This window comes from Prosthecobacter fusiformis (assembly GCF_004364345.1).
Classification (GTDB): domain Bacteria; phylum Verrucomicrobiota; class Verrucomicrobiia; order Verrucomicrobiales; family Verrucomicrobiaceae; genus Prosthecobacter; species Prosthecobacter fusiformis.
Window position 1 is genome coordinate 50,466 of record NZ_SOCA01000014.1, and the last position, 22,957, is coordinate 73,422.

Here is a 22,957-nt window from a genome sequence, read left to right on the forward strand (position 1 = left end):
GTTGCAATAAAGATGCGAAATAAAGGTTTTTTGAGGCCGGGGCACGCGGGAGGCTTATTTAATGCCTGTTGATAGACGCATCCTTTTCTGGCCGTTATGTCACCTCCCCCCAGATACACACAGCAGGCTCCACCAACCCATAGGAGCGGGCTGAATGCTTATTATGCCGATTCCCATGCCCCACAGTCCTCTCACACGCACGCTCTACGCAGCCGCCACGGTGAGTCTGTGTATGCTTTCAGGATGTTCGCAGGGACACTATAAAAAATGGGCAGACCGGGAGGTCTTCGGCATCATCGGGAAAAAGTCACAGTTTGTCGCCGGGTCAGAGGATGACACCCTTTTGAGCATCACCCCGCCAGCGCCGGTGAAGCTGGATACCCTGATCAAAAGTGCTGAAACCGCCGAATTCCTCGGTGACCGGGCTTTTATCGAAAAAGGTGCACGGGTCGTCTCCCTGGCGGACGCGCTGGACTTCGCCGTCCATCGCAACCGCACCTACCTCAGCCGGAAAGAACTCGTTTATCTCAGCGCGCTCACCCTCACTCTCACCCGGCAGCAATACGGCCCCATCGTGGATAGCTCCGGCAGCGCTGGGTATTCAGATGTCCAGGTACAAAATGGTGTAAACCGGATCGTGCGGAATTCCACCCTGGCCACAGGCGGGGCGGTGACCTTTGATTACCTGATGAAAACAGGCGCGCGTCTCGCCGTGGACCTGACCACGGATTTCACCCGCTTTTTCACCGGGGACGTGCGCGGTCTTAGCGATTCCAGAGCCGCCGTTTCCCTCACTCAGCCCCTCCTGCGCGGAGCAGGGGTATTGGCCACCGTCGAGCCTCTGCGTCAGGATGAACGGGATGTGCTCTATGCCATCCGTGATTTCACCCAATACCGGAAGACCTTTACCGTCGGCATCGCCACTCAATACTTCCGCGTGGTCCAGGCCCGCGAAGCTGCGCGAAACCGTTTCGTCGCCTACAGGGCCGCCCTCGTTTCCATTGAGCGTGAGACCGCCCTCGCCGCCGCCAACCTGCGCTCCCAGTCCAGTCTGAAGCAGATCCAGCAGGGGCGCATCACCTATGAGCGGAACTGGATCAATGCCATCCGTACTTATGAGGAGCAATTGGATGATCTCAAAATCTCCCTCGGTCTGCCGGTGAATGAGCGTGTCGTCCTGGCCAAGGACGAACTGCAAAAACTCCAGGTTACAGATCCCCAGGGCACTCTGGATCAGGTTCTGGATACCGCTTTGATCACCCGTCTGGATATCTACAATGAGCGCGACCGCGTACAGGACACCAGTCGCAAGGTCAAAATCGCCCATCAGCAGACCTTGCCCACGCTCAATGCCCTGGTCGGTTACCAGGTGGGCTCTCCCGTAAACAGCCAGGGATTGCAGGTGAGTACAGACCAGCGTTCCATCGCCGCCGGAGTGGATGTGGACCTGAACTTGAACGTCAAGCCGGAGCGCAATCAGCTTCGCGCTGCCCAGATCGCCGAGCAGAGCGCCCAGCGGGAACTCGAACTGGCTGAGGAGCAACTCCGCAGCACCATCCGCAGTGACTGGCGCGGGCTGGAAGTGGCCCGCAAGCAGTATGACCTGGCCCAGCAAGGCCTCGCCCTGGCCCAAAAGCGTCTCGAGATCGAAGAAGCACTCATGGAGGAAGGGCAGGGGACCGCTCGTGACATTGTGGAGTCTCAGGACCGCCTCATCGTCGCCCGCGACTTGGTCGTCTCCACCTTGATTGATCACGTCATCGCCCGTCTTCAGCTCTGGAGCGACATGGGAGTCCTCTACATTGAGAAAGATGGGTCCTGGGTGGACGTATTGAATAAAGAAAAACCGAAGGGAGAGTCATGAAAAAGGGGAAGTCTAAAATTTGGATTTACGGGGGCGCGGCTGTGGCGGTCATCGCTATAGGGGCCTATCTTTTTTCCGGCTCCACCAGCCAGGGGGAGGACGTCCCCACTTTCACGGTGCAAAAAGGGCCGCTGGCCATCAACGTACTCCAGGGCGGGGAAATCCGTGCCTTGCAGAATTTCGAACTCAAATCCGAGATCGAAACCCCCACCAAAATTCTCAGCATCATTCCTGAAGGCTACCTCGTGACGGAGGAGGATGTGAAGGAGGGTAAGGTACTGGTGGAGCTGGACAATTCGGATTTAAAAACCCGCATTCAGGATCATGAAATCCAGTTTCAGGGCACCGTCGCCGCTTACATCGATGCCGATGAAGGCCGTGAGATTCAGCGCAGTGAAAATCAAAGCCTGGTCCGGGATATGAAGGAGACTTCCATCTTCGCCCTGATGGACTTTGAAAAATACCTCGGCAGTGACCTGACCACGAAACTCCTGGCTGTCAGCCTGCTGCCCAAAGATGCCGCCGAATTCGATAAATTTGCCTCCACATTGGAATCTCAGGCCAATGCCCAGCTTGAAGCCGGCACCAATATCAGCGCCGTCGGTGAAGCCAAAAAGGACACCAAAAGCCTGCTCAAAAAGACCATCGGCAAGCCCATCACCGAGCGCATTGATTTTTCCCCCTATCTGGAAGCACAGTCAGGCGGCGATGGTGAGGCGCAGCAGATGCTCCGCCAGCTTGAGGACGAGCTGCTGCTGAGAAAATCCGAGCTGGCCGTATCCAAGCAAAAAGTGGAGGCTTCCCAACGTCTCGCTGCCCGGGATTTCATCTCCAAGACCCAGCTTGAAAATGACCAGGTGAACTTTGAAAAAGTCTCCCTGGCTGTGAAGACCGCCGAGACTGAACTGGCCTTGTTCAAAAAATACGCCTTCTCCAAGCAGTGCGCCCAGTTGCTCTCCGCTTATCGGGAGAGCCTGACCAAGCTTCAGCGCACCGTGCGTGCCAACCGCTCCAAGATGGCCCAGGCAGAGACCCGTTTCACCACCGCCAAGCGCCGGTATGAAATGGAACTGGCCAAAAAAGAGGACCTCGACCGCCAGCTCAAGGCCTGCATGATGCGCGCCGTGCAGCCCGGCCTTGTGGCCTATGGCAACCTCAACGCCAGCGCCTCCGCCCGTTTCAATGAATCCATTGAGGAAGGTACCAATGTCCGTTTCCGCCAGACGGTGCTCACCATTCCCAACATGTCGCAGATGGGCGTGCATGTGAACATCCACGAATCCCAGGTCAAAAAAGTGCGTGTCGGCCAGCCTGCCCTGATCACCGTGGATGCGGAGCCTGGAGTCGTCCTGCAAGGCCGCGTGGCGGAGCTGGCAGTCCTGCCGGATTCGGCCAGCAGCCGTTATACGCCTAACCTGAAAGTTTATCCCGCCTCCGTCCATATCCTGGGCACGCATCCCTGGATGAAGCCAGGCATGAATGCCAAGGTCGAAGTCCTGGTGGACCAGCTTGCCGAGGTCGTGTTCGTCCCTGTGCAAAGCATTGAGGTGGAGAATGACAGCCACTACTGTTATGTCACCGTTGGCGGGGGCCTGGAGCGCCGCCCAGTGAAGACAGGTCTGTTTAACGATGAGTTTATCGAAGTCCGCACCGGCCTTCAAGTTGGAGAGCTGGTCGCCCTGGCCCTGCCGAAAAAGCTGGTGCCTGAAAACAAAGCAGGACCTTCCATTCCCGGCATTCCGGATGAAGAACCTGTGGCCCCGGTCAAGCCCAAGGGTAAGGCCAAGCCCAAAGATGTGGCTGCCATCGTTAAATGAGCCATGCCTGCTTCTGAGCCGATCATCAGCCTGCGGGACATCCGCAAATCCTACCAGATGGGGGATGTGCTCAGCCACGTCCTCCAGGGCGTCACCTTTGACATCTTTCCGGGGGAATACGTCTGCATCATGGGCCCTTCCGGTTGTGGCAAGTCCACACTCCTGAATGTCCTCGGCTGCCTGGACCAGCCCACCAGCGGAGATTATTTCCTGGGGGGGGAGAACGTCGCCACCCTCAATGACGATGACCTCTCTTCCGCACGTAACCGGAATCTCGGATTCATTTTCCAGAGTTACAATCTCATCCAGCAGCTCACGGTCGTGGAGAACATTTCCGTGCCCATGTACTATGGCGGTGCCGATGATGCACACATGCGCGAAGTGGCGGAAAAACTGGCCACCCAGGTGGGGTTAGGCCATCGTCTTTATCACAAGCCTAACGAACTTTCCGGCGGACAGCAGCAGCGTGTGGCCATCGCCCGTGCCCTTTCTAACAGCCCCCTCATGATCCTGGCCGATGAAGCCACAGGCAACCTGGATTCCAAGTCAGGCCAGGAGATCCTCGCTCTCTTTGATGAGCTGAATGAGCAGGGTAAAACCCTCGTCTTCGTCACCCACGATGAACGCATGGTGGAACGCTGCACCCGCATCATCCGCTTGCGGGATGGGGTGGTGGAAAAGGATGAGCGCGGGGCCAAAGCCAAGGGCCATCACCCCGCACATCTCGTCGCTGCTTAGTGGCTACTGGAGCCGCTTCGCCACTTCTGTGGATAGCGCACGGTTATCTGCACGGCCTGCGGCACGTTCACCCAGCAGCTTCATCACCGCGCCCATGTCTTTCTTGGAGGTCGCACCCAGTTCCAGGATCACGCTGTTGACCAGCTTTTCCATTTCATCGGCGCTCATCGCAGCAGGCAGATACTTTTCCAAAACGGCGATTTCAGCCTTCTCGGTTTCTGCCAGGTCAGGCCGCCCGCCTGCTTCATAGCTGGCCACGGAGTCCTGGCGCTTTTTCAGCTCTTTACGGATCACGGCGATGGCATCCGTATCTTCCAGTTCACCTTCTGCCCCATGCTTTTCGATGGCTGCATACTTGATGGCGGATTTCAGGCCCCGGACCACATTCAGGGTCACGGTATCCTTCGCCTTCATGGCGGTTTTCATGTCTTCAGTCAGCTGTTGGGAAAGGGGCATAAGAGGTTGTTTCTGGATGGATAGTGGCGTCTGCACCCTGCCTTGTCCAGAGGGGAAGGGGAGTCCCCCGGATTCAGTCGCAGCAGAAAACAAAAAGCCCCCTGCACCAGGGCGGGCAGAGGGCTTTTCAAAAAATGGCTGACGGCAGATCCGGCAGCAAACCGGCTTACTTCAAAGTCACCTTGATGCCAGGGATGGCATCCGTCAGTTCCTTCACACCAGCAGCCGTGGCCTTCGTCTGAAAGAGCGAGACAGTCTTCAGCGATTTGATCGCCGCCAGTTCCTTCACGCCTTTGTCAGTGACCTCAGTGCCGAAGAGGTTCAGATTTTGCAGGTTCTTCAGCCCGCTGAGCGATTTCAGGCCCGCATCCGTCACCTTGGTCTGCCGCAGGTCCAGCGAGGCCATGCGGGGAAATTGCGCCACCGTCTTCAGCGCTTCATCCGTGATCACCGTCCGGCCCAGGTCCAGTTGCGCGATGTTTTCTTTCAGCGGCAGCAGCACCGTCACGCTCTCATCCGTGCACTTGGAGACCCCCGTCAGGAAGTCGGCCCTCAGCAGGGCGCTGTCCATCTTCAGCGTGGCCAGTTGCACACCCGCAGCCTTGGCTTTCTCCATCGCGGCCGCATCCGCCGGCTTCACGCCTTCCTCCAGCTTTTTGTAAAACACCTCATGCTCACGCACCTTCGCCACGGCAGGGGTGGCTGCCTCCTGGGGCGCTCCTTCCATGTTGCCCTTCCAGCCGCCAAAGTCCGCACCACTTTCGATCCATTCTTTCAGCAGCTTGATCTCACCTTCCGTCAGTGGATCACCCTTGGGTGGCATGAACATGTCATCATCCTTCGGCAGCGTCACCACCTCATACATGTAGCTTTTGGCCAGATTTCCCGGCACCAGGGAGGGGCCGCTCTCCGCACCCTTCAGCATCGCCCAGGCCGCATCCAGCCGCAGGTCCGCCTTGGGTTTCTTCATCTTGCCATCTTCCATATGCGGGGCGGAGTGGCAGCCCAGGCACTTGGCTTCGAGCACGGGGAAAATTTGTTTCTCAAAATCCACCGCCGCCTGGAGCGGAGGGGTGAGGCCAGCAGCGCCGAGCGCAAGAAAAGTAAGACGAAGCGAAGCGGAGGACATGCGATTTGGGGGTGGTTGGGTATGTTGCAGGGAGAATCATCAGGAATACCTGCATCATGAGCGAGAGAAACGCTTGCCTAGGCGTCTTGTTTCAAGGAAAACTAACTCACACAAAACGACCCCCATGCCTACACGAATCGAAACTGATGCCCTCTTGCGACGTTCCACCCTAGCCATCGTCATGGGCGGTGGGGCTGGAACACGCCTTTTCCCGCTCACCAAAGATCGTGCCAAGCCTGCCGTTCCCCTGGCTGGTAAATACCGCATTGTCGATATCCCGATCAGCAATTGCATCAACTCTGGCGTCCGTCAGGTGTACGTGCTCACGCAGTATAACAGCGCCTCGCTGAACCGCCACATCGCCCGCACGTATCAGTTTGATGATTTCACCCGCGGTTTCATTGAAGTTCTCGCCGCCCAGCAGACCCCTCAGGGAGAGCGCTGGTACCAGGGCACGGCCGATGCCGTCCGCCAAAACCTCCGCTATTTCCTGGAAGGCGACCACGAATACTTCCTCATCCTCAGCGGTGACCAGCTTTACCGCATGGACTTCCGCAAAGTCATGGACCAGCACCTCATGACCGGGGCAGAGCTCACCATCGCCACCCTCCCCGTCAATGCCACCGATGCCACCAGCTTCGGCATCATGAAGGCGGATGCCACCGGTCGCATCCATGAATTCGTCGAAAAGCCCAAGGATCCCGCCCTCCTGGACGGTCTGCGCATGCCGGATGAGACCCTCAAAGAACTCGGCCTCCCCGTGAGCGAGCCCCGTTATCAGGCCTCCATGGGCATTTACGTCTTCAACCGCAAAGCCCTCATCGAAAGCCTCGACAACGATTGCATGGACTTCGGCAAGCACATCATCCCGGCTGCCCTCAAAAAGTATAAAGTTCATTCCTTCAATTTCCAGGGCTACTGGGAAGACATCGGTACCATCCGCAGCTTCTTCCAGGCGAATCTGGACCTCTGCAAGCTCGTCCCCCAATACGATTTCTTCGATTCCTCCGCCCCCATCTTCACCCACGCCCGTTTCCTGCCCGCCACCAAGATCAATGGTGCCGTCATCCGCGAGGCCCTCATTTCGGACGGCTGCATCATCACCGATGCCCATGTCGAAACCGCCGTCATCGGCATTCGCTCCATCATTGAGACCGGCACCACCATCCGCGACACCGTCATCATGGGGGCCGACTACTACGCCGGAGCCGCCGGGACCGACCTCACCCGCCCCGCCCCCGGCATTGGCCGCAACTGCCGCATCGAAAAAGTCATTCTCGATAAAAACGTCCACGTCGGTGACAACGTCGTCATCACCCCCGAAGGCAAACCCGAGAACATGGACAGCGACCTCTTTTACATCCGTGACGGCATCGTCGTCATCCCCAAAGACACCGTCATCCCCGCCGGTACCTGGATCTAAAGCCCCTCCGCCCTGGAGCGCGCGCCCCGTCCCCCCTGGAGCGCGGGCGTCCCGCCTGCCGTCTTGTGCGTCCCGCGCAAGACCGTTCTAACGCCCCCGTCCCCATGGAGCGCCGACGACCCGTCGGCATTCAAAAACCAGTGCTCAGTCCTCAGTGCGCAGTTCTCAGATTAAAGCGTGCCCACTCCCTTCACCCTATAGGCCCCATCCGTCCTATAACCCCTACTCCCCCCTTACAACCGAGCACTGAGCACTGAGCACTGAGCACTGAGCACTGAGCACTGAGCACCGAGCACTGAGCACTGAGCACTGAGCACTGAGCACTGAGCACCGAGCACCGAGCACCGAGCACCGAGCACCGAGCACCGAGCACTGAGCACTGAGCACTCCGCCGCCCCCCCTCACTCCCTCCCCAACAACTCCCGCAGCTTCCTTCTCAGCGTCGCGCGGTTCATATTCAGCGCCGCCGCCAGCCGCGTCGGTTTATCCTCAAACCGCGCCAGCAGCTCCGCCAGCAGCGGTTTCTCCACCTCCGCCAGCAGCGCATCGTATTCCGGCAGTGCCTCCTCCGGGCAGGTGAGCTGCCTGTCCAGCCAGGCCACCAGGGCCCGCTTCAGCGCCGTCTCCAGATGCACATTCGCCTGGTCATTTTCCAGCAACCGCGCAGGCAGATGCCGGGGTAAAACCGGCGGTGCAGAGCACACCGCCGCCGCATGCTGCATCGCCGCCGCCAGCTCCCGCACATTTCCCGGCCAGGCATAGGCCTTCAGGACCGCCAGGGATTCCAGCGCCAGCGGCAGTTCACGCTCACCCGCCGCTCGCTTCAGCAGCGCCGCTGCTAGTGCTTGCAGATCCTCCGTCCTCTCCGCCAGGGGCGGCAGGCTCACGTGCAGCACACTCAGTTGATAATAGAGATCCTCCCGGAAGCGACCCTGCGTCACCGCCTCCAGCAGCGAATGCGAGCTCGTCGCCAAAATCCGCTGCTCCTCCTTCGCTAAGGCCCGGCACACCACCGCCTGCAGCGGCAGTGGCAGCGCCCCCACTTCCTCGATCAGCAGCGGCCCGCCACGGGCTTTTTCCAGACACCCGTCCAGCATCACCTCCGCCTGCTCCCGCGGCCACTCATCACAGCGGAAGCGCACCAGCGGCTGCGTACCGCTTTGGGCTGCGATCACCTCCGCCGCCAGCGTCTTGCCCGTTCCTGGCTGGCCCGTCAGCAGCACGGGCACCTTCGTCGCACACGCCTGGGCGATCACCGCAAACGCCCGCTGCATTGCCGGTGCCGTGCCGATCATCATGACCGGGTCAGGCGAGTTCGCCACCGCCGGCGGCTCATGCCTCGGCAGTTTCAGCAGCGCCTGCAGTTGCGGCTGGATTTCCGCCAGATTCAGCGGCTTCAAAAAGTAGTCATAGGCCCCCAGGCGGCGTGCCTCCAGCGCATTGTCCAGCGTCCCATGCGCCGTGATGATCATCACCGGCGGTGGATTCTCAGCCTCCCTCAGCGCCGCCAGCACCTTCAGCCCGCTCATGTCCGGCAGCCCGATGTCCAGCAGCACCGCATCAAAGGCCTGCCGCTGCGCCTTTTCCAGCCCTCCCTGGCCTGAGGCCGCCACCACCGCCTCCGCGCCGATCCGCCTCACCACCGTGGAGAGTGCCGCCGCCAGAGCATATTCGTCTTCGATGATCAGCACACGCGCCATAATCCGCCATCAAAGGTCAGGAAACGACCATCGGCAAAACAATCTCCACCCGCGCACCCCCTCCTGGATGGTTTTTGAGCATCATTTGCCCTTCGTGGGCAGAAATGATCTCTGCCGCCACATTCAGCCCCACCCCCATTCCCCCCTCTTTTTCTGAATAAAAAAGATCCGCCCCATGGTCCAGCGCCGCCTCAGAAAACCCCCGGCCCTCATCCTGGAAAACCACCCGCACCCGCTCCCCGTCCCGCTCCACAAACACACACACCCGCCCCCCCGCAGGCATCGCCTGGATCGCGTTCAGGATCACATTGCGGAAGACCTGTTGCAGCCTCATCCGGTCCCCCCGCACCTGCACCGCCTCCATCTCCCCGCCCGCCTTCATCTCCACCCTCACCCCCGCGTGCATCGCCTGCGGCTCCAGCACCCCCATTGTCTCCCTCAATACCGGCATCAGCCCCAGCACCTGCTTTTTGGGCGAAACCGGCCGCGCCAGGTATAACCATTGATTCACCAGTCCCTCGATCACCCGCACCTCCCCCAGCAGATGCCCCAGTGAGAGCCGGGATTCCGCATCCATCTCCACACTCTCCATCAGCTGCGCATGCAGTTGGATGCCCGCCAGCGGGTTCTTGATCTCATGCGCCAGCCCCGTCGCCACCCGGCCCAGCAGCGCCAGCCGTTCGGATGCCTCCCGCCGCTCCCGCTCCTCTAGCAGCTCATCCCGCGCCTGCGTCAGCGCCCGCGCCAGCTCGCCGATCTCGTCCTTACGCCCCGTCTCCGGCAGCCCCCGTTCCCTCTGGCCAAAAAACCCCGCCAGACCCCGCGTCAGCCTTCCCACCGGCCCCACCACTTGCAGCCCCAGCACCCAGGCAAAGACCGCCGAAAACAGCCAAAAAGCCACCAGCGCATACCGCGTCGCCGGATGCCAAAGGCTCAGCGTCATCAGCCCCGCCTCACGGATAAAAATCATCTCATACTCCCCATCCAGCCGCAGCACCAGCCCCTGCCTCCCCGTCGGCAGGTTCAGCACCTCCTTTGAACCCCGCCCGTCCCGCAGCGCCGCCTCCTCCACCTCCGGCAGCCCCGGCTCCACCCGCCCCGTTGCATCGCGGAAATGGATGTCCATGCGCAGCAGTTGCCGCAGATCCTCCGCCAGCTTCGCACTGCGCGGCAGGTTCAGCCGCCTCACAAAGTCCGCATCATTCTGCGCCAGCGTCACGAAAACCCGCCTCGCCTCCTCCTGCTGCTGATACCTCAGCCACGTCAGCAAAAGCAGGGACCCCACCGCCACAAAGCCCACCATCACCACGCCATATCGCGCAGCCAGGCTCACATGCCAGCGCCTCGGAGTGCTCATAAAAAAAAGTCAGTCCACCCCCAGTCTCCGCACCACCTCCTCCACGATCTCCTCCGGCGTCTGCTCCAGAGACACATTCCACAAATCCGCAGACTCCTCCAAGATCGCAAACTGGCTGTCCAGCAGCGTCACCGGCATGTAATGCCCCTTCCTCTTCGCCATCCGGGAAAAGATCACCTCCTTCGGCCCCTTCAGGTGCACAAAGATCATCACCCCCTCCGCATCATTTTCACGCAGCTTCTCCCGATAAATCTCCTTCAGTGCCGAGCACGCCAGCAGATACAGCGGCGTCATCTCCCGCATCTCCACGATGCGCGCCCGCAGCGTCGCATACCACGGCCACCGGTCCTCATCCGTCAGCGGGATACCCGCCCCCATCTTCTCCTTGTTCGCCACCGAGTGGAAATCATCCGCATCCTCACACACCCCGCCCAACCTCTCCGCCAGCAGATTCCCGATCAACGTCTTCCCACACCCGCTCACCCCCATCACAATGATCGTTCGGGGCAGGGCAGTAGAAGAAACCGGATTCACCATAGTCCCCCCATTAAGCCCCAAACCCCACCCCAATCCAACCCCCGAAATCATTTCTCTCGAGAAATCTTTCTTCCGCTAGTTTTCTCTGACTGCGACACCCATTCCCAGTGAATAACAATAGTGGGCAAGCTCGCTTTAGACAGAAAGCCCAACTCAAGGAATCACATTCACCCCACGCAGCCCAAATAAATGTGCCGCAGCTAAAAGATGCCGGTCGTTAGAGTAAATCTCACTAAACCCATTCTCTGCTGCACACGCCAGATGCATTGCATCCGCTGCTCGCAGATACGTCGTTTCTGACGCTGTGCTAAAAACCGATTCGACTCGGGAAATAGTAGCTTCTGTGATTGGCAACCATCGCAAGCCACCTGCTTTCGTATCTTCGCTAACTTGAGCCAACAAAGTTTGTAGTTGTATCAGAGTCGCTGTGCCCTCGCGCACCTTTCGATGACAAGCGGAGACGAATTCAGCCCTTCCGTGCATGGAGCAATAAAGTGCATCTATTGTCACCGCATGTGCACGCACCTCAAAGCTGCCATTTTCCTGACATTGAAGTTTGAACAGGTAGGTTGAGTCGTAATAGGCGGATGTCATCGCGCGTCCCGTTCCTCAGAAATCATCTCACTGGATTCAGTGCCTCCTGAGAAAGCGCCCGACGACAGCAGCATTTCATATTCTGGCAAAAGGCGGCGGTTTGCCCAGTAAGATCGTGGTTCAATGGGGGGCAAGACACTGTCCTGCTCAGTCGCTAGAGCCTTCTCCAATTGATGAATTGCTTCTTGAGGCAAGGAACGCTGATGCGCTGCCGCAGTCAGTTTTAACCGGGCATACAGCGTATCTGGAAATGATTCAATGACGAGCGCTGACATACTTCCATATTACCATTGAGCAGGCGGTCTGGAAGTGAAAATTACGGTGCCAATCCGCCCCCTCAAATCCCCCGCATAAATCTTTGCGCACTCCCGCCCCCTGCGTGACTTTGTCCGCCACCCATGCCTGCGCCTGACACTGCCACCCTCCTGATTCATTGCCCGGACCGTCCGGGTCTCGTGCATGACGTCACCGGTTTCATCTTTTCCCACCGGGGAAACATCATCGACCTCCAGCAGCACATCGATCCCGCCCAGGACACCTTCTTTATGCGCCTGGAGTGGAGCCTCGAAAACTTCACCCTGGAGCAGGAGGAAATCGAAGCCCGCCTCCAGCCCCTCGCCCGCCGTCATGAAATGCAGATGCGCCTCCACTTCGCCAGTCGGCGCAAGCGCGTCGCCCTTTTTGTCACCAAGGAAAACCACTGCATCTATGACCTCCTCGCCCGCCATGAGGCCGGGGACCTGCCGGTGGACATCCCCCTCATCATCGCCAACCACGAAACCCTCCGCCCGGCGGCGGAGCGCTTCGGCATCCCCTTTCACCACTTCCCCATCACCAAGGAGAACAAGCAGGCGCAGGAAGCCGCCCAGATCGATCTGCTGAAAAAAGAGCGTGTGGATACCGTCGTTCTCGCCCGGTACATGCAGATCATCAGCCCCGCGATGATCGAGGCCTTTCCGCATCAGATCCTCAACATCCATCACAGCTTCCTGCCCGCCTTTGTCGGTGCCAAGCCCTACCACCAGGCTCACGCACGCGGCGTCAAGATCATCGGTGCCACCAGCCACTACGTCACCGCCGACCTTGATGAAGGCCCCATCATCCATCAGGACGTCATGCGCGTCAGCCACGAAGACAGCGTCCAGGACCTCGTCCGTTTAGGTCGCGACCTCGAAAAAACCGTCCTCGCCAAAGCCCTCTGGTGGCACGTCCGGGATCAAGTCCTCGTTTACCAAAACAAGACCGTCGTCTTCGAATAACCCATCCCAGGCTAGACCCGTTTGGCACGGAAGTACGGTGGGCTCCCTATCCCGCGACTGCGGTGATCCTGCTCGCCATCCGTCCGCCCCAAGCATTCTCGTTCGCAGAGGCCCCCGCATATCGAAGGCCTGAAAACATTCGGTCGCGCGCATCGCTGCCCCTAGCGAAAGGAGTGCCCACGGTACCTCATGGCGCTCCCAGAGGGAGCACGGAAAATACCCGGTGGTGAAGGTCGCGTAGCGACCGAGAACCACCGGATGAGAGGCGGAAAATCACCAACCTGCGTCGCGTCCCGGAGAGACGCCGGAAGGAACACTGGCACGGAAGCACGGTGGGCTCCCTGTCCCGCGACTGCGGTGATCCTGCCCGCCATCCGTCCGCCCCAACCATTCTCGTCCGCAGAGGCCCCCCGCAAATCGAAGGCCTGAAAACATTCGGTCGCGCGCATCCCTGCTCCCAGCGCCCAAGTTACCTCATGGAGTTCCCAGAGGGAGCACGGAAAATACCCGGTGGTGAAGGTCGCGTAGCGACCGAGAACCACCGGATGCGAGTCGAACAAATCTTCAACCTGCGTCGCGTCCCGGAGAGACGCCGGAATGGACACTGGCAGGGAAGTACGGTTGCACCCTGTCCCGCGACTGCGGTGATCCTGCCCGCCATCCGTCCGCCCCAAGCATTCTCGTCCACAGAGGCCCCCCGCATATCGAAGGCCTGAGAACATTTGCCGGAAGGGACACTGGCAGGGAAGTACGGTTGCACCCTGTCCCGCGACTGCGGTGATCCTGCCCGCCATCCGTCCGCCCCAAGCATTCTCGTTCGCAGAGGCCCCCCGCATATCGAAGGCCTAAAAACGTCCGGTCCCGCGCATCGCTGCCCCCAGCGCCCAAATTACCTCATGGCGCTCCCAGAGGGAGCACGGAAAATACCCGGTGGTGAAGGTCGCGCACCGACCGTGAACCACCGGATGCGAGTCGAACAAATCACCAACCTGCGTCGCGTCCCGGAGGGACGCCGGAAGGCCCCCCATCCCCGCCCTTCACGCTTCCACCTTGGCGCGCACCGCCTTCGCCCGTGGCTCCTTTTGCTCCGCCTCGCTCAGCAGGTTCAGGTGCTCCAGCGCCTCCTGCTTCAGCCCCAGTTCCAAAAAACCTTCCGCGATTCCCAGACGCGCATCCAGGTCGATCCGCGCATCCGGCGCGTGCGTCAGGATCACTCCCTCCAGCCGCTTCGCGGGAGTCTCAGCCCCCGCCTCCAGACTCGCCGCATCCGGCTCCGTCTGTGCCAGATAGACCCAGCCGTCCCCCTCTTTTTGCAGCCGCCATTGGTTCAGCGCCACCACGATCACCAGCCCCACGATCGCGATCGTACTCTCCAGGATAAACGGGGTCGCCATCGCTCCGGCGATCATCATCACCGCCTTCGCCAGCACCTCACGTGCCGTCTCGCTCACCTTGCAGACAATCACGGTCGCCGTGATCAGTGCGACCGTAAAAATCAGGGGGGAAACCCACCAGCGCTTGGGGACAAAAGCTTCAGACATGCCCCATCTTAATCCATGCCCGCAGACATTCCAGCATCGAATGCAGCCGCCGCAGCATCAGCCACCCGCTTGTGGAAAATCTGCTTCTGCTTTCCCGGTAGCAACACACCACTGCTGAACGCCGTCTTCGGAGTCCGGGCAGGAGTGGACAACTTCACCTCATGGGTGGCCACCGCCTGCATATTCCCCGCCTGCCTCTGGCGTGCCACATGATTTCCCCACACCCCGGTGCCGATCAGCATCAATAAAAAGATGCCAATGCCCGCCATCACCGGGGATCGCCCTCCCCCACCTCTCACCACCGTCTGACGGAGCCGGTTCTGGGCATTCACCCATGGACCATAATTTTCCGTCAGATATCGGTAAGCATGGGGCCCACGCAGCCGGGTCGAAGGGATTTCCTCCAGCAGACTCTGGGCATTGATCCCCAAAAACGCACTGTAAATCTTGATGAAGGCCCGCGCATAGGTCAGGCTGCCAAACGCCGCATAATTATCTTCCTCCAGCCATTCCAGGCGTTGCTGGGGAATGCGTGTTTCATGCGCAGCATCCTCCAAGGTCAGCCCCAACTGTTCGCGGGCTGATCGTAATTGAGGACCAATGAGTGTGACCATAGTTTCGTCGAGTATTCGGGACAAATACTGAGACTGGTCTTGCTAAAAATGAAGAAAAATTTTCAATTTTTTGTGTTCATAAGAACATACTTGACTTAGGCCCATTTTTAGCTCTCCCACTCGCTGGAGTGCACCCTTTGCAGCTTACCCGATAAAGTTTTCTCTGAGCACGGATCAAGGCTTGTCGCCGTTGAGCTTGGATGGGGGCAATTTAGCCACCCGCTCTTTCAATTCACGGCCCGGCTTGAACCGGACCACACAGCGGTCTGGAATCAAGACCTCATTCTCCGGTTTATTAGGGTTTCTACCGATCTTCGATTTGGCCACACAGACTTCAAAGGTGCCAAATTTACGAAAAGTCACGTCATGTCCAGACTCCACCTTCTTCCCGATCAGCTCGATCAGCCCATCTAAAACTTCAGCGACCTGGTGATGTTTGAGTCCAGTTTGGTCGCTTAGTTCCGTGATCAAATCGCGTTTGGTGACAGTCGTCATAGTCGTATTAAGAAGAAGCAGTTTAGATGCCTGAGTGATAATGGTTTGCAAGTTATTCCTTAGGTTGCTAGTGGGGGGTTCCCAGCCACGGCAGTGTTGCATACCTCCGCAGCTGTCTTGAAGTGCATCTTCGCCACTTTACCTAAAACAGAATTCCCTTGAGTCTGAATGAGTTGCCGGGCGTGATCCTTCACCAGAGCGGATGCCCCACGGGGCAGCGGCAGCCCGAAGGTCTCCCCCGTATCACGCAGCCAGTGGATGAATTTTTCCCGCGCCAGGATGGAGGCCGCAGCCACCGCAGGGTCGGATTCCGCCTTTGTTCGCTGCACCAGCTCGATCTCCCGCCCCTTCGCTTGCAGCGCACGTTTCAGCACCGCCGGATTGGCAAATTGGTCAGAAAGCGCCTGCGGGCAGTCCGGCACCCGCTCCAGCAGCAGCTCGATGACCTTCGCATGGCCCCAGGCCAGCAGTCGGTTCAGATTTCCAAACTTCTCGTATAGGGCGTTGTAGCGTTCGGGATTGATCTGCACCACCTCATATCGTAGCCCAGGCACCGTTCGGATGGCTTGAGCCAATTGTTCGATCTTCCGGTCACTGCCGATGCTCTTGCTATCCACCGCGCCTAATTCCCGCAGTTGCCGCGCCACCGCACCGTCCACATACACCCCCGCGATGACCAGCGGGCCGAAAAAGTCCCCCTTGCCACTCTCATCCACCCCGATGTGGGGGTGGTACATCTCAGGATGATGCACCTCTTCATAGCCCAGCTCCGCCTCCCCCAGCACCTGCGGTTCCAGGATATTCGTGACGAAATCCCCCGCCTCCTTGCCCTGCACCAGCACCTTCGGTCCTTTTTGATAGACCTGCACATTCACCTTGCCCCGGCTGGCCGCATACAGGCAGTACGGCTTCGTCTCAAACTCCCACCCCTGACCCGTCAGGATCGTCCGCAATTGGGCGGCCTGCTTTTCAGTCAGTGCTTTAGTATAGCTCGTAAGAGGGGGCATGAAGGGGAAAGAACGACCACAGGAGGCTGGCCAAAGGCTTGGGCACACAAGACCTGCCTCATGAATGGATACCATTATTCCGGGGAAGAGTTACAGATTTTCTTGCCTCAACTCATCGTTTTAAAACATTGACCGATAACGCACTTCTCCGTCAAAAATACTGTCCAATCACACGTTGGTATCGCCTACCTAGTTTTTGCCCTTTCTTCCCATGCCTCCCATGAAACTCGCCTCCCTCGCCTGCACCCTCCTTCTGGCCCTTTCCGCCCCGGCGGCAGACTGGACCATTTCCACCTTCGCTGGCACCGGGGAAAAAGGCTTCAGTGGCGATGGCGGCCCCGCCACCCAGGCCAAGATGGACAATCCCTTCGGCGTCACCCGCGGCCCGGATGGTGCCATCTGGTATTGCGAATACACCGGCCAAAAAGTGCGCAAAGTCACCCCAGACGGCGTCATCCACACCATCGCAGGCACCGGCACTGTCGGTTATACTGGAGACGGTGGCCCCGCCCTGGAGGCCACTTTCAATCTCCCGCATGAAATCCGCTTCGATGCCGCCGGGGACCTCTACATCGTGGACATGCGGAACCACGCCGTCCGCAAAGTGGACATGAAGACCGGCCTCATCACCACCTTCGCCGGCACTGGCACCGCTGGTTATTCCGGCGATGGCGGCCCCGCCTCCAAAGCTCAGTTGAAGCAGCCCCACAGCATCCAGTTCGGCCCCGAAGGCGACCTCTATATCTGCGATATCGGTAACAACGTCATCCGTAAGGTGGACATGAAGACCGGCCTCATCAGCACCTTTGCTGGTACCGGCAAGCCCGGCCCCACCCCAGATGGCGCACCCATCGCAGGCACCCCTCTGAAAGGCCCCCGCTCCCTGGATTTCGACAAAGACGGCAACCTCTGGCTCTGCACCCGTGAGGGCAACCAAGTCTTCAAGTTCGACCTCAAAGCAGGCAAGATCCATCACGTCGCCGGCACCGGCAAAAAAGGCTTCACCGGCCACGGCGGCCCTGCCAAGGACGCCACCCTCAGCGGCCCCAAAGGCATCGCCATCGATGCCGATGGCAACGCCTGGCTCGCCGATACCGAAAGCCACAGCGTCCGCATGGTCAATGCCAAAACTGGCACGCTCGACCTCATCGCAGGCACCGGCCAGAAGGGCGATGGAGCCGATGGCGACCCCCTCAAGTGCGAAATGGCCCGCCTTCACGGCATCTTCGTGGATGCAGACGGCTCCGTTTACATCGGCGATAGCGAGGCTCACAAAGTCCGCGTCCTGCGCAAAAAATAGCCCCCGTTCAGTCCCGGCCTAACTGCTTTTAAATAATCCGCCCCATGCACTCCCTCCGCCTTCTTCTCCTCGCCACCCTCCTCCCCGGTTATGCCCTGGCGGAGCGCATCCACCTTGTGGCCGGGGGGAAGCAGGACGCCGTCGGTATTGATGCCAAAGAAGCCCTTTTAAAAGAGCCCTTCGGCACCGAGTTCGACCCCGGTGGCCACATGTGGATCGTGGAGATGGTCTCTGGAAACCGCCTCCTGCAGGTGGATGGCGGCGGCATCCTCACCCACATCGCCGGTGACTTAAATCCCGGCTACAGCGGCGATGGTGGCCCCGCCATCCGCGCCCAGTTCAACGGCCCCCATAACCTCGCCATCCAGCCCGATGGCAACATCCTCATTGGCGATACCTGGAATGGCTGCATCCGCCTCGTCGATGTCAAAGCCGGCACCGTCAGCACCGTCGAAGGCTGGAAAGCCCCCGAAGGCAAAAAGCGCGGCAACGGCCCCTACTGCATCAGCCTGGACTTCAGCGGCACCGCCCTCTACATTGCAGATCTCCTCCAGGTCCATTATCTGGACCTCACCACCGGCAAGTCAAAAATCATCGCCGGCAATGGCAAAAAAGGCATCCCCCAGGATGGAGCCGTCGCCGTCGATGCCCCCCTTTCTGATCCCCGTGCTGTCGCCGTGGACCGCCTCGGCAATGTGTACATCCTCGAGCGTAATGGCAATGCCCTCCGCGTCGTGGACCCCGCCGGCCACATCCGTACCGTCGTCAATGCCAGCGGCAAAAAAGGCAGCACTGGCGATGGCGGCCTTGCTCTCGATGCCACCATGAACGGCCCCAAACACCTCTGCGTGGACCAGGATGATAGCGTCATCATCGCCGATGCCGAAAACCACCTCATTCGCCGTTTTGTCCCCTCCACAGGCAAGATGGAGCGCATCGCCGGTACCGGCACCAAAGGTAGCGCCGGCGTCGGCGGCGACCCCAAAGAATGCCAGCTTTCCCGCCCCCACGGCGTCACCATCCATCCCCAGACCGGCGACCTCTACATCACCGACAGCTACAACAACCGCGTCCTCAAAATCATCAAAGAATAGCCCCCTCTATTCTCAAAAGCCCCTCGCCGCCCCTCCCCCCCCGTTGGGCGGGTGTGTCCGGCGGAGAAAAGCCTGACTCCTCACCTAACCGCATCGCCGGATGACCCGCCTTTCAATGAAGGTGGAGAAATTCCTCAGCCTCGCATTCATGCCTGTCCCCCGAGGACGGTATGCCTCCACCCGTAGGGCGGGTGTGTCCGGCGGAGAAAAGCCTGACTGCTCACCCAACCTGCTCGCCGGATTACCCGCCTTTCAATGAAGGCGGAGAAATCACCCCAGCCTCGCATTCATGCCTGTCCCCGGAGGAAGGTATGCCTCCACCCTTAGGGCTACTGTCTCCCCGCAGAAAAAAGCCTGACTGCTCACCTAACGGCATCCCCGGATGACCCGCCTTTCAATGAAGGCGGAGAAATCACCTCAGCCTCGCATCTTCTCCTTCACCAGCCTTCCGCCAATGACCCGGCGCAGTGCACCACGCACCGCGCCGAGTAAGGAAACTATTCCACGATATTGACCGAGATGGGCTTGAGCTTCTTGCCCTCCTTCTCCACCTTGACTTCCAGGTCCTGCCCTTCTTTCAAAGCATCGAATTCCACCTTTTTCCCGCCTTGGGTCAGAGCCGTATCACTTTTCAGGTACAGCTCCAGGATCTTGCCATCCGCCGTTTTGACATAAATCTCCTTTTCACCAGGATCCACCTTATGGGCCTTCCCCTGGTAGGTTCCAGATTCCACCACCGCAGTTTTGGAAATCTCCGCCCCCTCCGTGGTCTTGTCACCCGCCATGAGAGAGCCAGTGAGCACAAAAATAAGGGTAGCAAGGGTCGCAATTGTTTTCATAAGTCAGTTGAGTTAGTGTTTCTCAGTCAGCCCACCTCCTTGAACGGCAGGTTCAGGCCGACCATCAAAAGCACTTCGCAGCGCACCCCCTGACCGCGTTCATACATATGCCTCCCCCCACCCGTAGAGCGGGTGTGTCCGGCGGAAAAAAAGCCTAACTGCTCACCCACCTCATCGCCGGATTACCCGCCTTTCAATGAAGGCGGAGAAATCACAGTAGCGCCGCATTATGCCTGGCGTCTTTTCGTGACCTATCGTGGTAGGCGTAGTTAGGTGGGCGGCTGGTTGATTCCGATTCCATGGGCAAAGTATGCTCAACTAAATTCAAGAGTACAGCCCAAATCTCAGCCTGCCTCACTTTGGGTGCATTGGATAGGCGTTACACCCGCGGGCCACAAGCTTGTTATGCCGTTTCTTATTGCTGCCACGAATAGAGTGTTTAGCACTTGTTTACCAGCGAAAATATCTATCCACTGGATTCCATTATTTGCTGAAAAACAAAAGACAGCAGATCCCTCCCCTGCGAGTTTGACGGCGAGAGATATCGCACTAGGTGTATGCCCTTTTTTAATTTGCCGTATATTCGATATCACATAAGGTTTTGACGTGTATTTAAAAATATCCTGTAACTCGTTGTCAATGAATGATTCGCTAATTGCTATAAGAATAGTACCACGTATTCTCCAAGTTATATTCCACATATATTCCCTTCCTGAAACCAAGTCGCGGGTTGGATCTAGATCAACGAATCCAGTTTTTCTACTTTTGACGATACCTTCAAGCAATTTGGCCGGAATTTTATCTGGGGCGAACAATCGGCATAAATGAGCTCGTTCGACCAATTTGGCAACCACGTGATCATGAACCTGAAGATGCTCATGTGCTTCATCTTTCATTAAATATAGCTGTAAGAGACTGACGCGAAAATTCCCTGCCTCTTCAGCGTCTTTATTTAAGTTTGTCCAATGCTTAAGATCAATATCATTCATGGTAGAAAAGGAAGACTTCCATCGAAAAGATTTAGCCACACTGCTTGTGTCGTCTGCGTTCCATTAGCTTGATCGATTCCTCAGCATGCATTCAATAATGCTCGAACTGCTCGTTGCTGAGTTCTAGAATTGTTTTTAATAAATCCGCACAATCAGCAGCACTTCCCCCAAGTCCAGAAACATTTGGGGAGAAAAAGATGCCAGGCAAGAATGGAACTCAGTTGAGGCCAGGAATCGTTGATTCTGAGCCGTCTGAGAAGGTGTAAAACATGGGGTGGTGAGTACAAACTCAACTCAGGTTCCGGGTTGCAGTAGCATGGCTCTTAAAACCTGTTTCCTGTCCCAACTTCCCCCGCTTGCTCCAGAAAAAGATGCTAGGCATGAATGACTCTGAATACCGAAGAACTTTTGCTCAAACCAGCCGCGTTGAGATTCAGAAGCCTGGGCGGTTTTCGTGGGGGAGTTGGGAGCTGGAAAAGGCAAATGTTATGGCACTGTATGCCTGGCATGAATGGCTAATATTCAAGATCGATGAACTTTAATAAGTAACTTCCAAAATCAGGCGCCACCACTTTCACAACTCCCACATCTATATCACTCATAATGATCTCGCCGGACTTATTTAGCCCAATCGGATTACCCGATGGATCTATTGAAATTACTAGCAATTGCTCAACACCAGGCCAACCATCCTCTCTAAATCTTTTAGTTTGAATCAAAGCTAAATCATCAACACCCAGCGTTTCTGAAAGCCTCAAACCAAAAATATGTTCCGACATCACCGTCCCGCCTCCAAAAATAATAACAAATTGTCGATAATCGTCAGGTAAATAAAACCCAATTTGCTTCTCCACGTTGGCCAATTCGGATTCCGGAACCGCCTCTCCATACATGAAAGGCGTTTGCAATTGGTCTTGCTTTAACCATTTTAATAATTTTTCATTCATAACAATTTAATCCCTTTGCGAAACAGTTTCCTTGTCGCAAGCCATTTATAAAACTTAACGAGGATGGCGCGCACTTCATCCGCAGAAGATGCCAAAAATGCAAGGCATCTAAGCCTCATATTTTTATATTATTCGCTAACAATATTCTGATAAAATTCGCCAAGGGTATCAGCAATCAGGAAAAAATGGGGTTCTACATTAGGTTCCCAAAAGTAAACCTTATCATCCCCTTCACGCAATTTACTGATAATCCGAAATCCATAAATATCGCTCCCAATCACATAAAAATCTTTTTCGAGTTCCCAAACATTCCGAGCATTCAAAGTATCCGGCACAAGGGAAAATCGTTCGTTATTTGAGGACACTCCCAATAATTCTATTAACTCTATAAAAGAAGGACGTTCTAATACTCTCCCTCTAGTGTATAACCAATAGAGTTTATATTTTTTTAACGGTTTAAACTTTCCAGAGCTAAGCGATCCACCATTGTCGGCGCGGCAAAAATCTAAAAACACTTGGGAGCACTGCTCTTTTTGTTCCTCTTGAAAAACACGCCTAAAATCTTCAATTTCATATTCATGGGCAGGTTCAGAACTAAGTTGGTAAATGATTTTATTCATTGGTAGATAAATTTTATGTCTGGTATCTTCTTCAGAAACACTAGGGCGTGTTTTAAAACTGTACAAGTTCTAAAAATGGCCTAACAAGAGGTATGCACCTGCACCCAAAATACCAAGCCGTCGTTCCCAAACTGGCCGAGGTTATAAAATCCATAGATTCCTAAATACCAAAAGGAAGAGGAGGCTGGACTCCGACCAAGTCGGCCTCTCAGTGATTTGAAGCTGGTTATCGCAGGTGTTCTGCACGTGCTCAAGAGGCGGCTCCTGGCGTGCTTTGGACGTCCCTGGCGTTGCCTGGGAAACCGTTTATGGCCACTTCCGCCGCTGGGCCAAGGCCGGTCTCTGGGATCAGGCCATGCAGCAGATGAAATGGCATGCAGGCAAGAACCTCGGCATGATTGACTCCACCCACATCAAGGTCCACCGCGACGGGGCCAACCCCGCCGGAGGCCAGGAACAACAGGCCATGAGCCGCACCAAGGGCGGACTCAACACGAAGCTGCATGCTGCGGTGGACGGGCGCTGCCAGCCTCAAGCCTTGATTTTGACGGCAGGCACGGAGGCTGATGTCTTGCATGCGCCAGCTTTGCTTGAATCTGTGGAGGGCAGGCGGGTGCTCATGGACAAGGCTTATGAC

24 protein-coding genes are annotated in these 22,957 nt (G+C 57.4%); 9 read left to right on the plus strand and 15 right to left on the minus strand.

Features of this window, described 5'->3' with window-relative positions:
* Positions 1 to 175 precede the first annotated feature (175 nt).
* The 3 genes from EI77_RS21565 to EI77_RS21575 are packed head-to-tail and all read left to right on the plus strand — an operon-like array spanning position 176 to position 4,419.
* Positions 176 to 1,864 (plus strand): TolC family protein, encoded by a 1,689-nt coding sequence (locus EI77_RS21565; protein ID WP_166647434.1) that lies wholly within the window; start codon positions 176 to 178, stop codon positions 1,862 to 1,864.
* Positions 1,861 to 3,681 carry an efflux RND transporter periplasmic adaptor subunit gene (locus EI77_RS21570; protein ID WP_133797392.1) on the plus strand — a complete coding sequence of 607 codons (1,821 nt, stop codon included), beginning with the start codon at positions 1,861 to 1,863 and terminating at the stop codon, positions 3,679 to 3,681. The genes EI77_RS21565 and EI77_RS21570 overlap by 4 nt, the downstream gene beginning before the upstream one ends.
* 3 nt (positions 3,682 to 3,684) lie before the next feature.
* Entirely contained in the window at positions 3,685 to 4,419 is a 735-nt protein-coding gene (locus EI77_RS21575; RefSeq protein WP_133797393.1) for an ABC transporter ATP-binding protein, read from the plus strand.
* A gap of 3 nt (positions 4,420 to 4,422) precedes the next feature.
* Here EI77_RS21575 and EI77_RS21580 read toward each other — a convergent pair whose 3' ends face one another.
* Both EI77_RS21580 and EI77_RS21585 read right to left on the minus strand, forming a co-directional pair.
* Positions 4,423 to 4,875 (minus strand): GatB/YqeY domain-containing protein, encoded by a 453-nt coding sequence (locus tag EI77_RS21580; protein ID WP_133797394.1) that lies wholly within the window; start codon positions 4,873 to 4,875, stop codon positions 4,423 to 4,425.
* 166 nt (positions 4,876 to 5,041) lie between these two features.
* Positions 5,042 to 6,004, minus strand: coding sequence for a c-type cytochrome domain-containing protein (locus EI77_RS21585; protein WP_133797395.1), 963 nt, complete (start codon positions 6,002 to 6,004; stop codon positions 5,042 to 5,044).
* A 124-nt stretch (positions 6,005 to 6,128) separates the two neighbouring features.
* Between EI77_RS21585 and EI77_RS21590 the strand changes: the two genes are divergently transcribed.
* Entirely contained in the window at positions 6,129 to 7,427 is a 1,299-nt protein-coding gene (locus EI77_RS21590) for a glucose-1-phosphate adenylyltransferase (protein WP_133797396.1), read from the plus strand.
* A gap of 401 nt (positions 7,428 to 7,828) precedes the next feature.
* Here the strand turns inward: EI77_RS21590 and EI77_RS21600 are convergent, their stop codons facing one another.
* From EI77_RS21600 to EI77_RS23645, 5 genes are all read right to left on the minus strand, one after another.
* The gene (locus EI77_RS21600) at positions 7,829 to 9,127 is read right to left on the minus strand and encodes a sigma-54-dependent transcriptional regulator (RefSeq protein ID WP_133797397.1); all 1,299 of its coding nucleotides are present in this window, start codon (positions 9,125 to 9,127) and stop codon (positions 7,829 to 7,831) included.
* A 16-nt stretch (positions 9,128 to 9,143) separates the two neighbouring features.
* A complete protein-coding gene (locus EI77_RS24040) occupies positions 9,144 to 10,484 on the minus strand; it encodes a sensor histidine kinase (protein WP_133797398.1) in 1,341 nt (446 codons plus the stop codon).
* A 9-nt stretch (positions 10,485 to 10,493) separates the two neighbouring features.
* Positions 10,494 to 11,021: a gluconokinase gene (locus tag EI77_RS21610; protein WP_208300443.1), complete on the minus strand. Its 528-nt coding sequence runs from the start codon at positions 11,019 to 11,021 to the stop codon at positions 10,494 to 10,496.
* 153 nt (positions 11,022 to 11,174) lie between these two features.
* A complete protein-coding gene (locus tag EI77_RS21615; RefSeq protein ID WP_133797399.1) occupies positions 11,175 to 11,615 on the minus strand; it encodes a type II toxin-antitoxin system VapC family toxin in 441 nt (146 codons plus the stop codon).
* Positions 11,612 to 11,890: a FitA-like ribbon-helix-helix domain-containing protein gene (locus EI77_RS23645; RefSeq protein WP_208300444.1), complete on the minus strand. Its 279-nt coding sequence runs from the start codon at positions 11,888 to 11,890 to the stop codon at positions 11,612 to 11,614. Before EI77_RS23645 ends, EI77_RS21615 begins: the two co-directional genes overlap by 4 nt.
* Positions 11,891 to 12,013: 123 nt before the next feature.
* On the opposite strand from EI77_RS23645, the gene purU reads away from it, so the two are divergent.
* Positions 12,014 to 12,874, plus strand: coding sequence for a formyltetrahydrofolate deformylase (purU, locus tag EI77_RS21620; RefSeq protein WP_133797400.1), 861 nt, complete (start codon positions 12,014 to 12,016; stop codon positions 12,872 to 12,874).
* A gap of 1,037 nt (positions 12,875 to 13,911) precedes the next feature.
* Here the strand turns inward: purU and EI77_RS21625 are convergent.
* The 4 genes from EI77_RS21625 to rnhC form a co-directional block, all read right to left on the minus strand.
* Positions 13,912 to 14,415, minus strand: a complete 504-nt coding sequence (locus EI77_RS21625) for a hypothetical protein (protein WP_133797401.1) — start codon at positions 14,413 to 14,415, stop codon at positions 13,912 to 13,914.
* Between the two features lie 8 nt (positions 14,416 to 14,423).
* A complete protein-coding gene (locus EI77_RS21630; protein WP_133797402.1) occupies positions 14,424 to 15,029 on the minus strand; it encodes a helix-turn-helix domain-containing protein in 606 nt (201 codons plus the stop codon).
* A 174-nt stretch (positions 15,030 to 15,203) separates the two neighbouring features.
* Positions 15,204 to 15,524 carry an HU family DNA-binding protein gene (locus EI77_RS21635; RefSeq protein ID WP_133797403.1) on the minus strand — a complete coding sequence of 107 codons (321 nt, stop codon included), beginning with the start codon at positions 15,522 to 15,524 and terminating at the stop codon, positions 15,204 to 15,206.
* A 59-nt stretch (positions 15,525 to 15,583) separates the two neighbouring features.
* Entirely contained in the window at positions 15,584 to 16,531 is a 948-nt protein-coding gene (gene rnhC / locus EI77_RS21640) for a ribonuclease HIII (RefSeq protein ID WP_133797404.1), read from the minus strand.
* A gap of 220 nt (positions 16,532 to 16,751) precedes the next feature.
* On the opposite strand from rnhC, the gene EI77_RS21645 reads away from it, so the two are divergent.
* The 3 genes from EI77_RS21645 to EI77_RS23470 all read left to right on the plus strand — a co-directional run bounded on the left by EI77_RS21645 (position 16,752) and on the right by EI77_RS23470 (position 19,184).
* A complete protein-coding gene (locus EI77_RS21645; RefSeq protein WP_243838989.1) occupies positions 16,752 to 17,831 on the plus strand; it encodes an NHL repeat-containing protein in 1,080 nt (359 codons plus the stop codon).
* A gap of 44 nt (positions 17,832 to 17,875) precedes the next feature.
* Entirely contained in the window at positions 17,876 to 18,925 is a 1,050-nt protein-coding gene (locus tag EI77_RS21650) for an NHL domain-containing protein (protein ID WP_133797406.1), read from the plus strand.
* Positions 18,926 to 19,025: 100 nt separating this feature from the next.
* Positions 19,026 to 19,184, plus strand: coding sequence for a hypothetical protein (locus EI77_RS23470; RefSeq protein ID WP_166647435.1), 159 nt, complete (start codon positions 19,026 to 19,028; stop codon positions 19,182 to 19,184).
* Positions 19,185 to 19,422: 238 nt separating this feature from the next.
* On the opposite strand, the gene EI77_RS21655 is transcribed toward EI77_RS23470, so the two are convergent.
* The 4 genes from EI77_RS21655 to EI77_RS21670 all read right to left on the minus strand — a co-directional run bounded on the left by EI77_RS21655 (position 19,423) and on the right by EI77_RS21670 (position 22,320).
* Positions 19,423 to 19,764 carry a hypothetical protein gene (locus EI77_RS21655; RefSeq protein WP_133797407.1) on the minus strand — a complete coding sequence of 114 codons (342 nt, stop codon included), beginning with the start codon at positions 19,762 to 19,764 and terminating at the stop codon, positions 19,423 to 19,425.
* Positions 19,765 to 20,108: 344 nt separating this feature from the next.
* On the minus strand, positions 20,109 to 20,753 hold the full coding sequence (locus tag EI77_RS21660) for a hypothetical protein (protein WP_133797408.1): 645 nt from the start codon (positions 20,751 to 20,753) through the stop codon (positions 20,109 to 20,111).
* Positions 20,754 to 21,268: 515 nt separating this feature from the next.
* Positions 21,269 to 21,700 carry an SMI1/KNR4 family protein gene (locus tag EI77_RS21665; RefSeq protein ID WP_133797409.1) on the minus strand — a complete coding sequence of 144 codons (432 nt, stop codon included), beginning with the start codon at positions 21,698 to 21,700 and terminating at the stop codon, positions 21,269 to 21,271.
* Positions 21,701 to 21,828: 128 nt separating this feature from the next.
* Positions 21,829 to 22,320: an SMI1/KNR4 family protein gene (locus tag EI77_RS21670; RefSeq protein ID WP_133797410.1), complete on the minus strand. Its 492-nt coding sequence runs from the start codon at positions 22,318 to 22,320 to the stop codon at positions 21,829 to 21,831.
* 274 nt (positions 22,321 to 22,594) lie between these two features.
* Here EI77_RS21670 and EI77_RS21675 point away from each other — a divergent pair.
* Positions 22,595 to 22,957, plus strand: a 363-nt coding sequence (locus EI77_RS21675) for a transposase (protein ID WP_166647436.1), incomplete at its 3' end; no start/stop codon positions are given.

Bases quoted from the DNA above. Each gene is read 5' to 3' on its own strand.
- EI77_RS21630 (WP_133797402.1), bottom strand. From the start codon at position 15,029: ATGGTCACACTCATTGGTCCTCAATTACGATCAGCCCGCGAACAGTTG.
- EI77_RS21665 (WP_133797409.1), bottom strand. From the start codon at position 21,700: ATGAATGAAAAATTATTAAAATGGTTAAAGCAAGACCAATTGCAAACG.
- EI77_RS21645 (WP_243838989.1), top strand. From the start codon at position 16,752: ATGAAACTCGCCTCCCTCGCCTGCACCCTCCTTCTGGCCCTTTCCGCC.
- EI77_RS21610 (WP_208300443.1), bottom strand. From the start codon at position 11,021: ATGGTGAATCCGGTTTCTTCTACTGCCCTGCCCCGAACGATCATTGTG.
- EI77_RS21570 (WP_133797392.1), top strand. From the start codon at position 1,861: ATGAAAAAGGGGAAGTCTAAAATTTGGATTTACGGGGGCGCGGCTGTG.
- EI77_RS21625 (WP_133797401.1), bottom strand. From the start codon at position 14,415: ATGTCTGAAGCTTTTGTCCCCAAGCGCTGGTGGGTTTCCCCCCTGATT.
- EI77_RS21580 (WP_133797394.1), bottom strand. From the start codon at position 4,875: ATGCCCCTTTCCCAACAGCTGACTGAAGACATGAAAACCGCCATGAAG.
- rnhC (WP_133797404.1), bottom strand. From the start codon at position 16,531: ATGCCCCCTCTTACGAGCTATACTAAAGCACTGACTGAAAAGCAGGCC.
- EI77_RS21650 (WP_133797406.1), top strand. From the start codon at position 17,876: ATGCACTCCCTCCGCCTTCTTCTCCTCGCCACCCTCCTCCCCGGTTAT.
- purU (WP_133797400.1), top strand. From the start codon at position 12,014: ATGCCTGCGCCTGACACTGCCACCCTCCTGATTCATTGCCCGGACCGT.
- EI77_RS21660 (WP_133797408.1), bottom strand. From the start codon at position 20,753: ATGAATGATATTGATCTTAAGCATTGGACAAACTTAAATAAAGACGCT.
- EI77_RS21635 (WP_133797403.1), bottom strand. From the start codon at position 15,524: ATGACGACTGTCACCAAACGCGATTTGATCACGGAACTAAGCGACCAA.
- EI77_RS23470 (WP_166647435.1), top strand. From the start codon at position 19,026: ATGACCCGCCTTTCAATGAAGGTGGAGAAATTCCTCAGCCTCGCATTC.
- EI77_RS21585 (WP_133797395.1), bottom strand. From the start codon at position 6,004: ATGTCCTCCGCTTCGCTTCGTCTTACTTTTCTTGCGCTCGGCGCTGCT.
- EI77_RS21655 (WP_133797407.1), bottom strand. From the start codon at position 19,764: ATGAAAACAATTGCGACCCTTGCTACCCTTATTTTTGTGCTCACTGGC.
- EI77_RS21590 (WP_133797396.1), top strand. From the start codon at position 6,129: ATGCCTACACGAATCGAAACTGATGCCCTCTTGCGACGTTCCACCCTA.
- EI77_RS21670 (WP_133797410.1), bottom strand. From the start codon at position 22,320: ATGAATAAAATCATTTACCAACTTAGTTCTGAACCTGCCCATGAATAT.
- EI77_RS21615 (WP_133797399.1), bottom strand. From the start codon at position 11,615: ATGACATCCGCCTATTACGACTCAACCTACCTGTTCAAACTTCAATGT.
- EI77_RS21565 (WP_166647434.1), top strand. From the start codon at position 176: ATGCCCCACAGTCCTCTCACACGCACGCTCTACGCAGCCGCCACGGTG.
- EI77_RS24040 (WP_133797398.1), bottom strand. From the start codon at position 10,484: ATGAGCACTCCGAGGCGCTGGCATGTGAGCCTGGCTGCGCGATATGGC.
- EI77_RS23645 (WP_208300444.1), bottom strand. From the start codon at position 11,890: ATGTCAGCGCTCGTCATTGAATCATTTCCAGATACGCTGTATGCCCGG.
- EI77_RS21575 (WP_133797393.1), top strand. From the start codon at position 3,685: ATGCCTGCTTCTGAGCCGATCATCAGCCTGCGGGACATCCGCAAATCC.
- EI77_RS21600 (WP_133797397.1), bottom strand. From the start codon at position 9,127: ATGGCGCGTGTGCTGATCATCGAAGACGAATATGCTCTGGCGGCGGCA.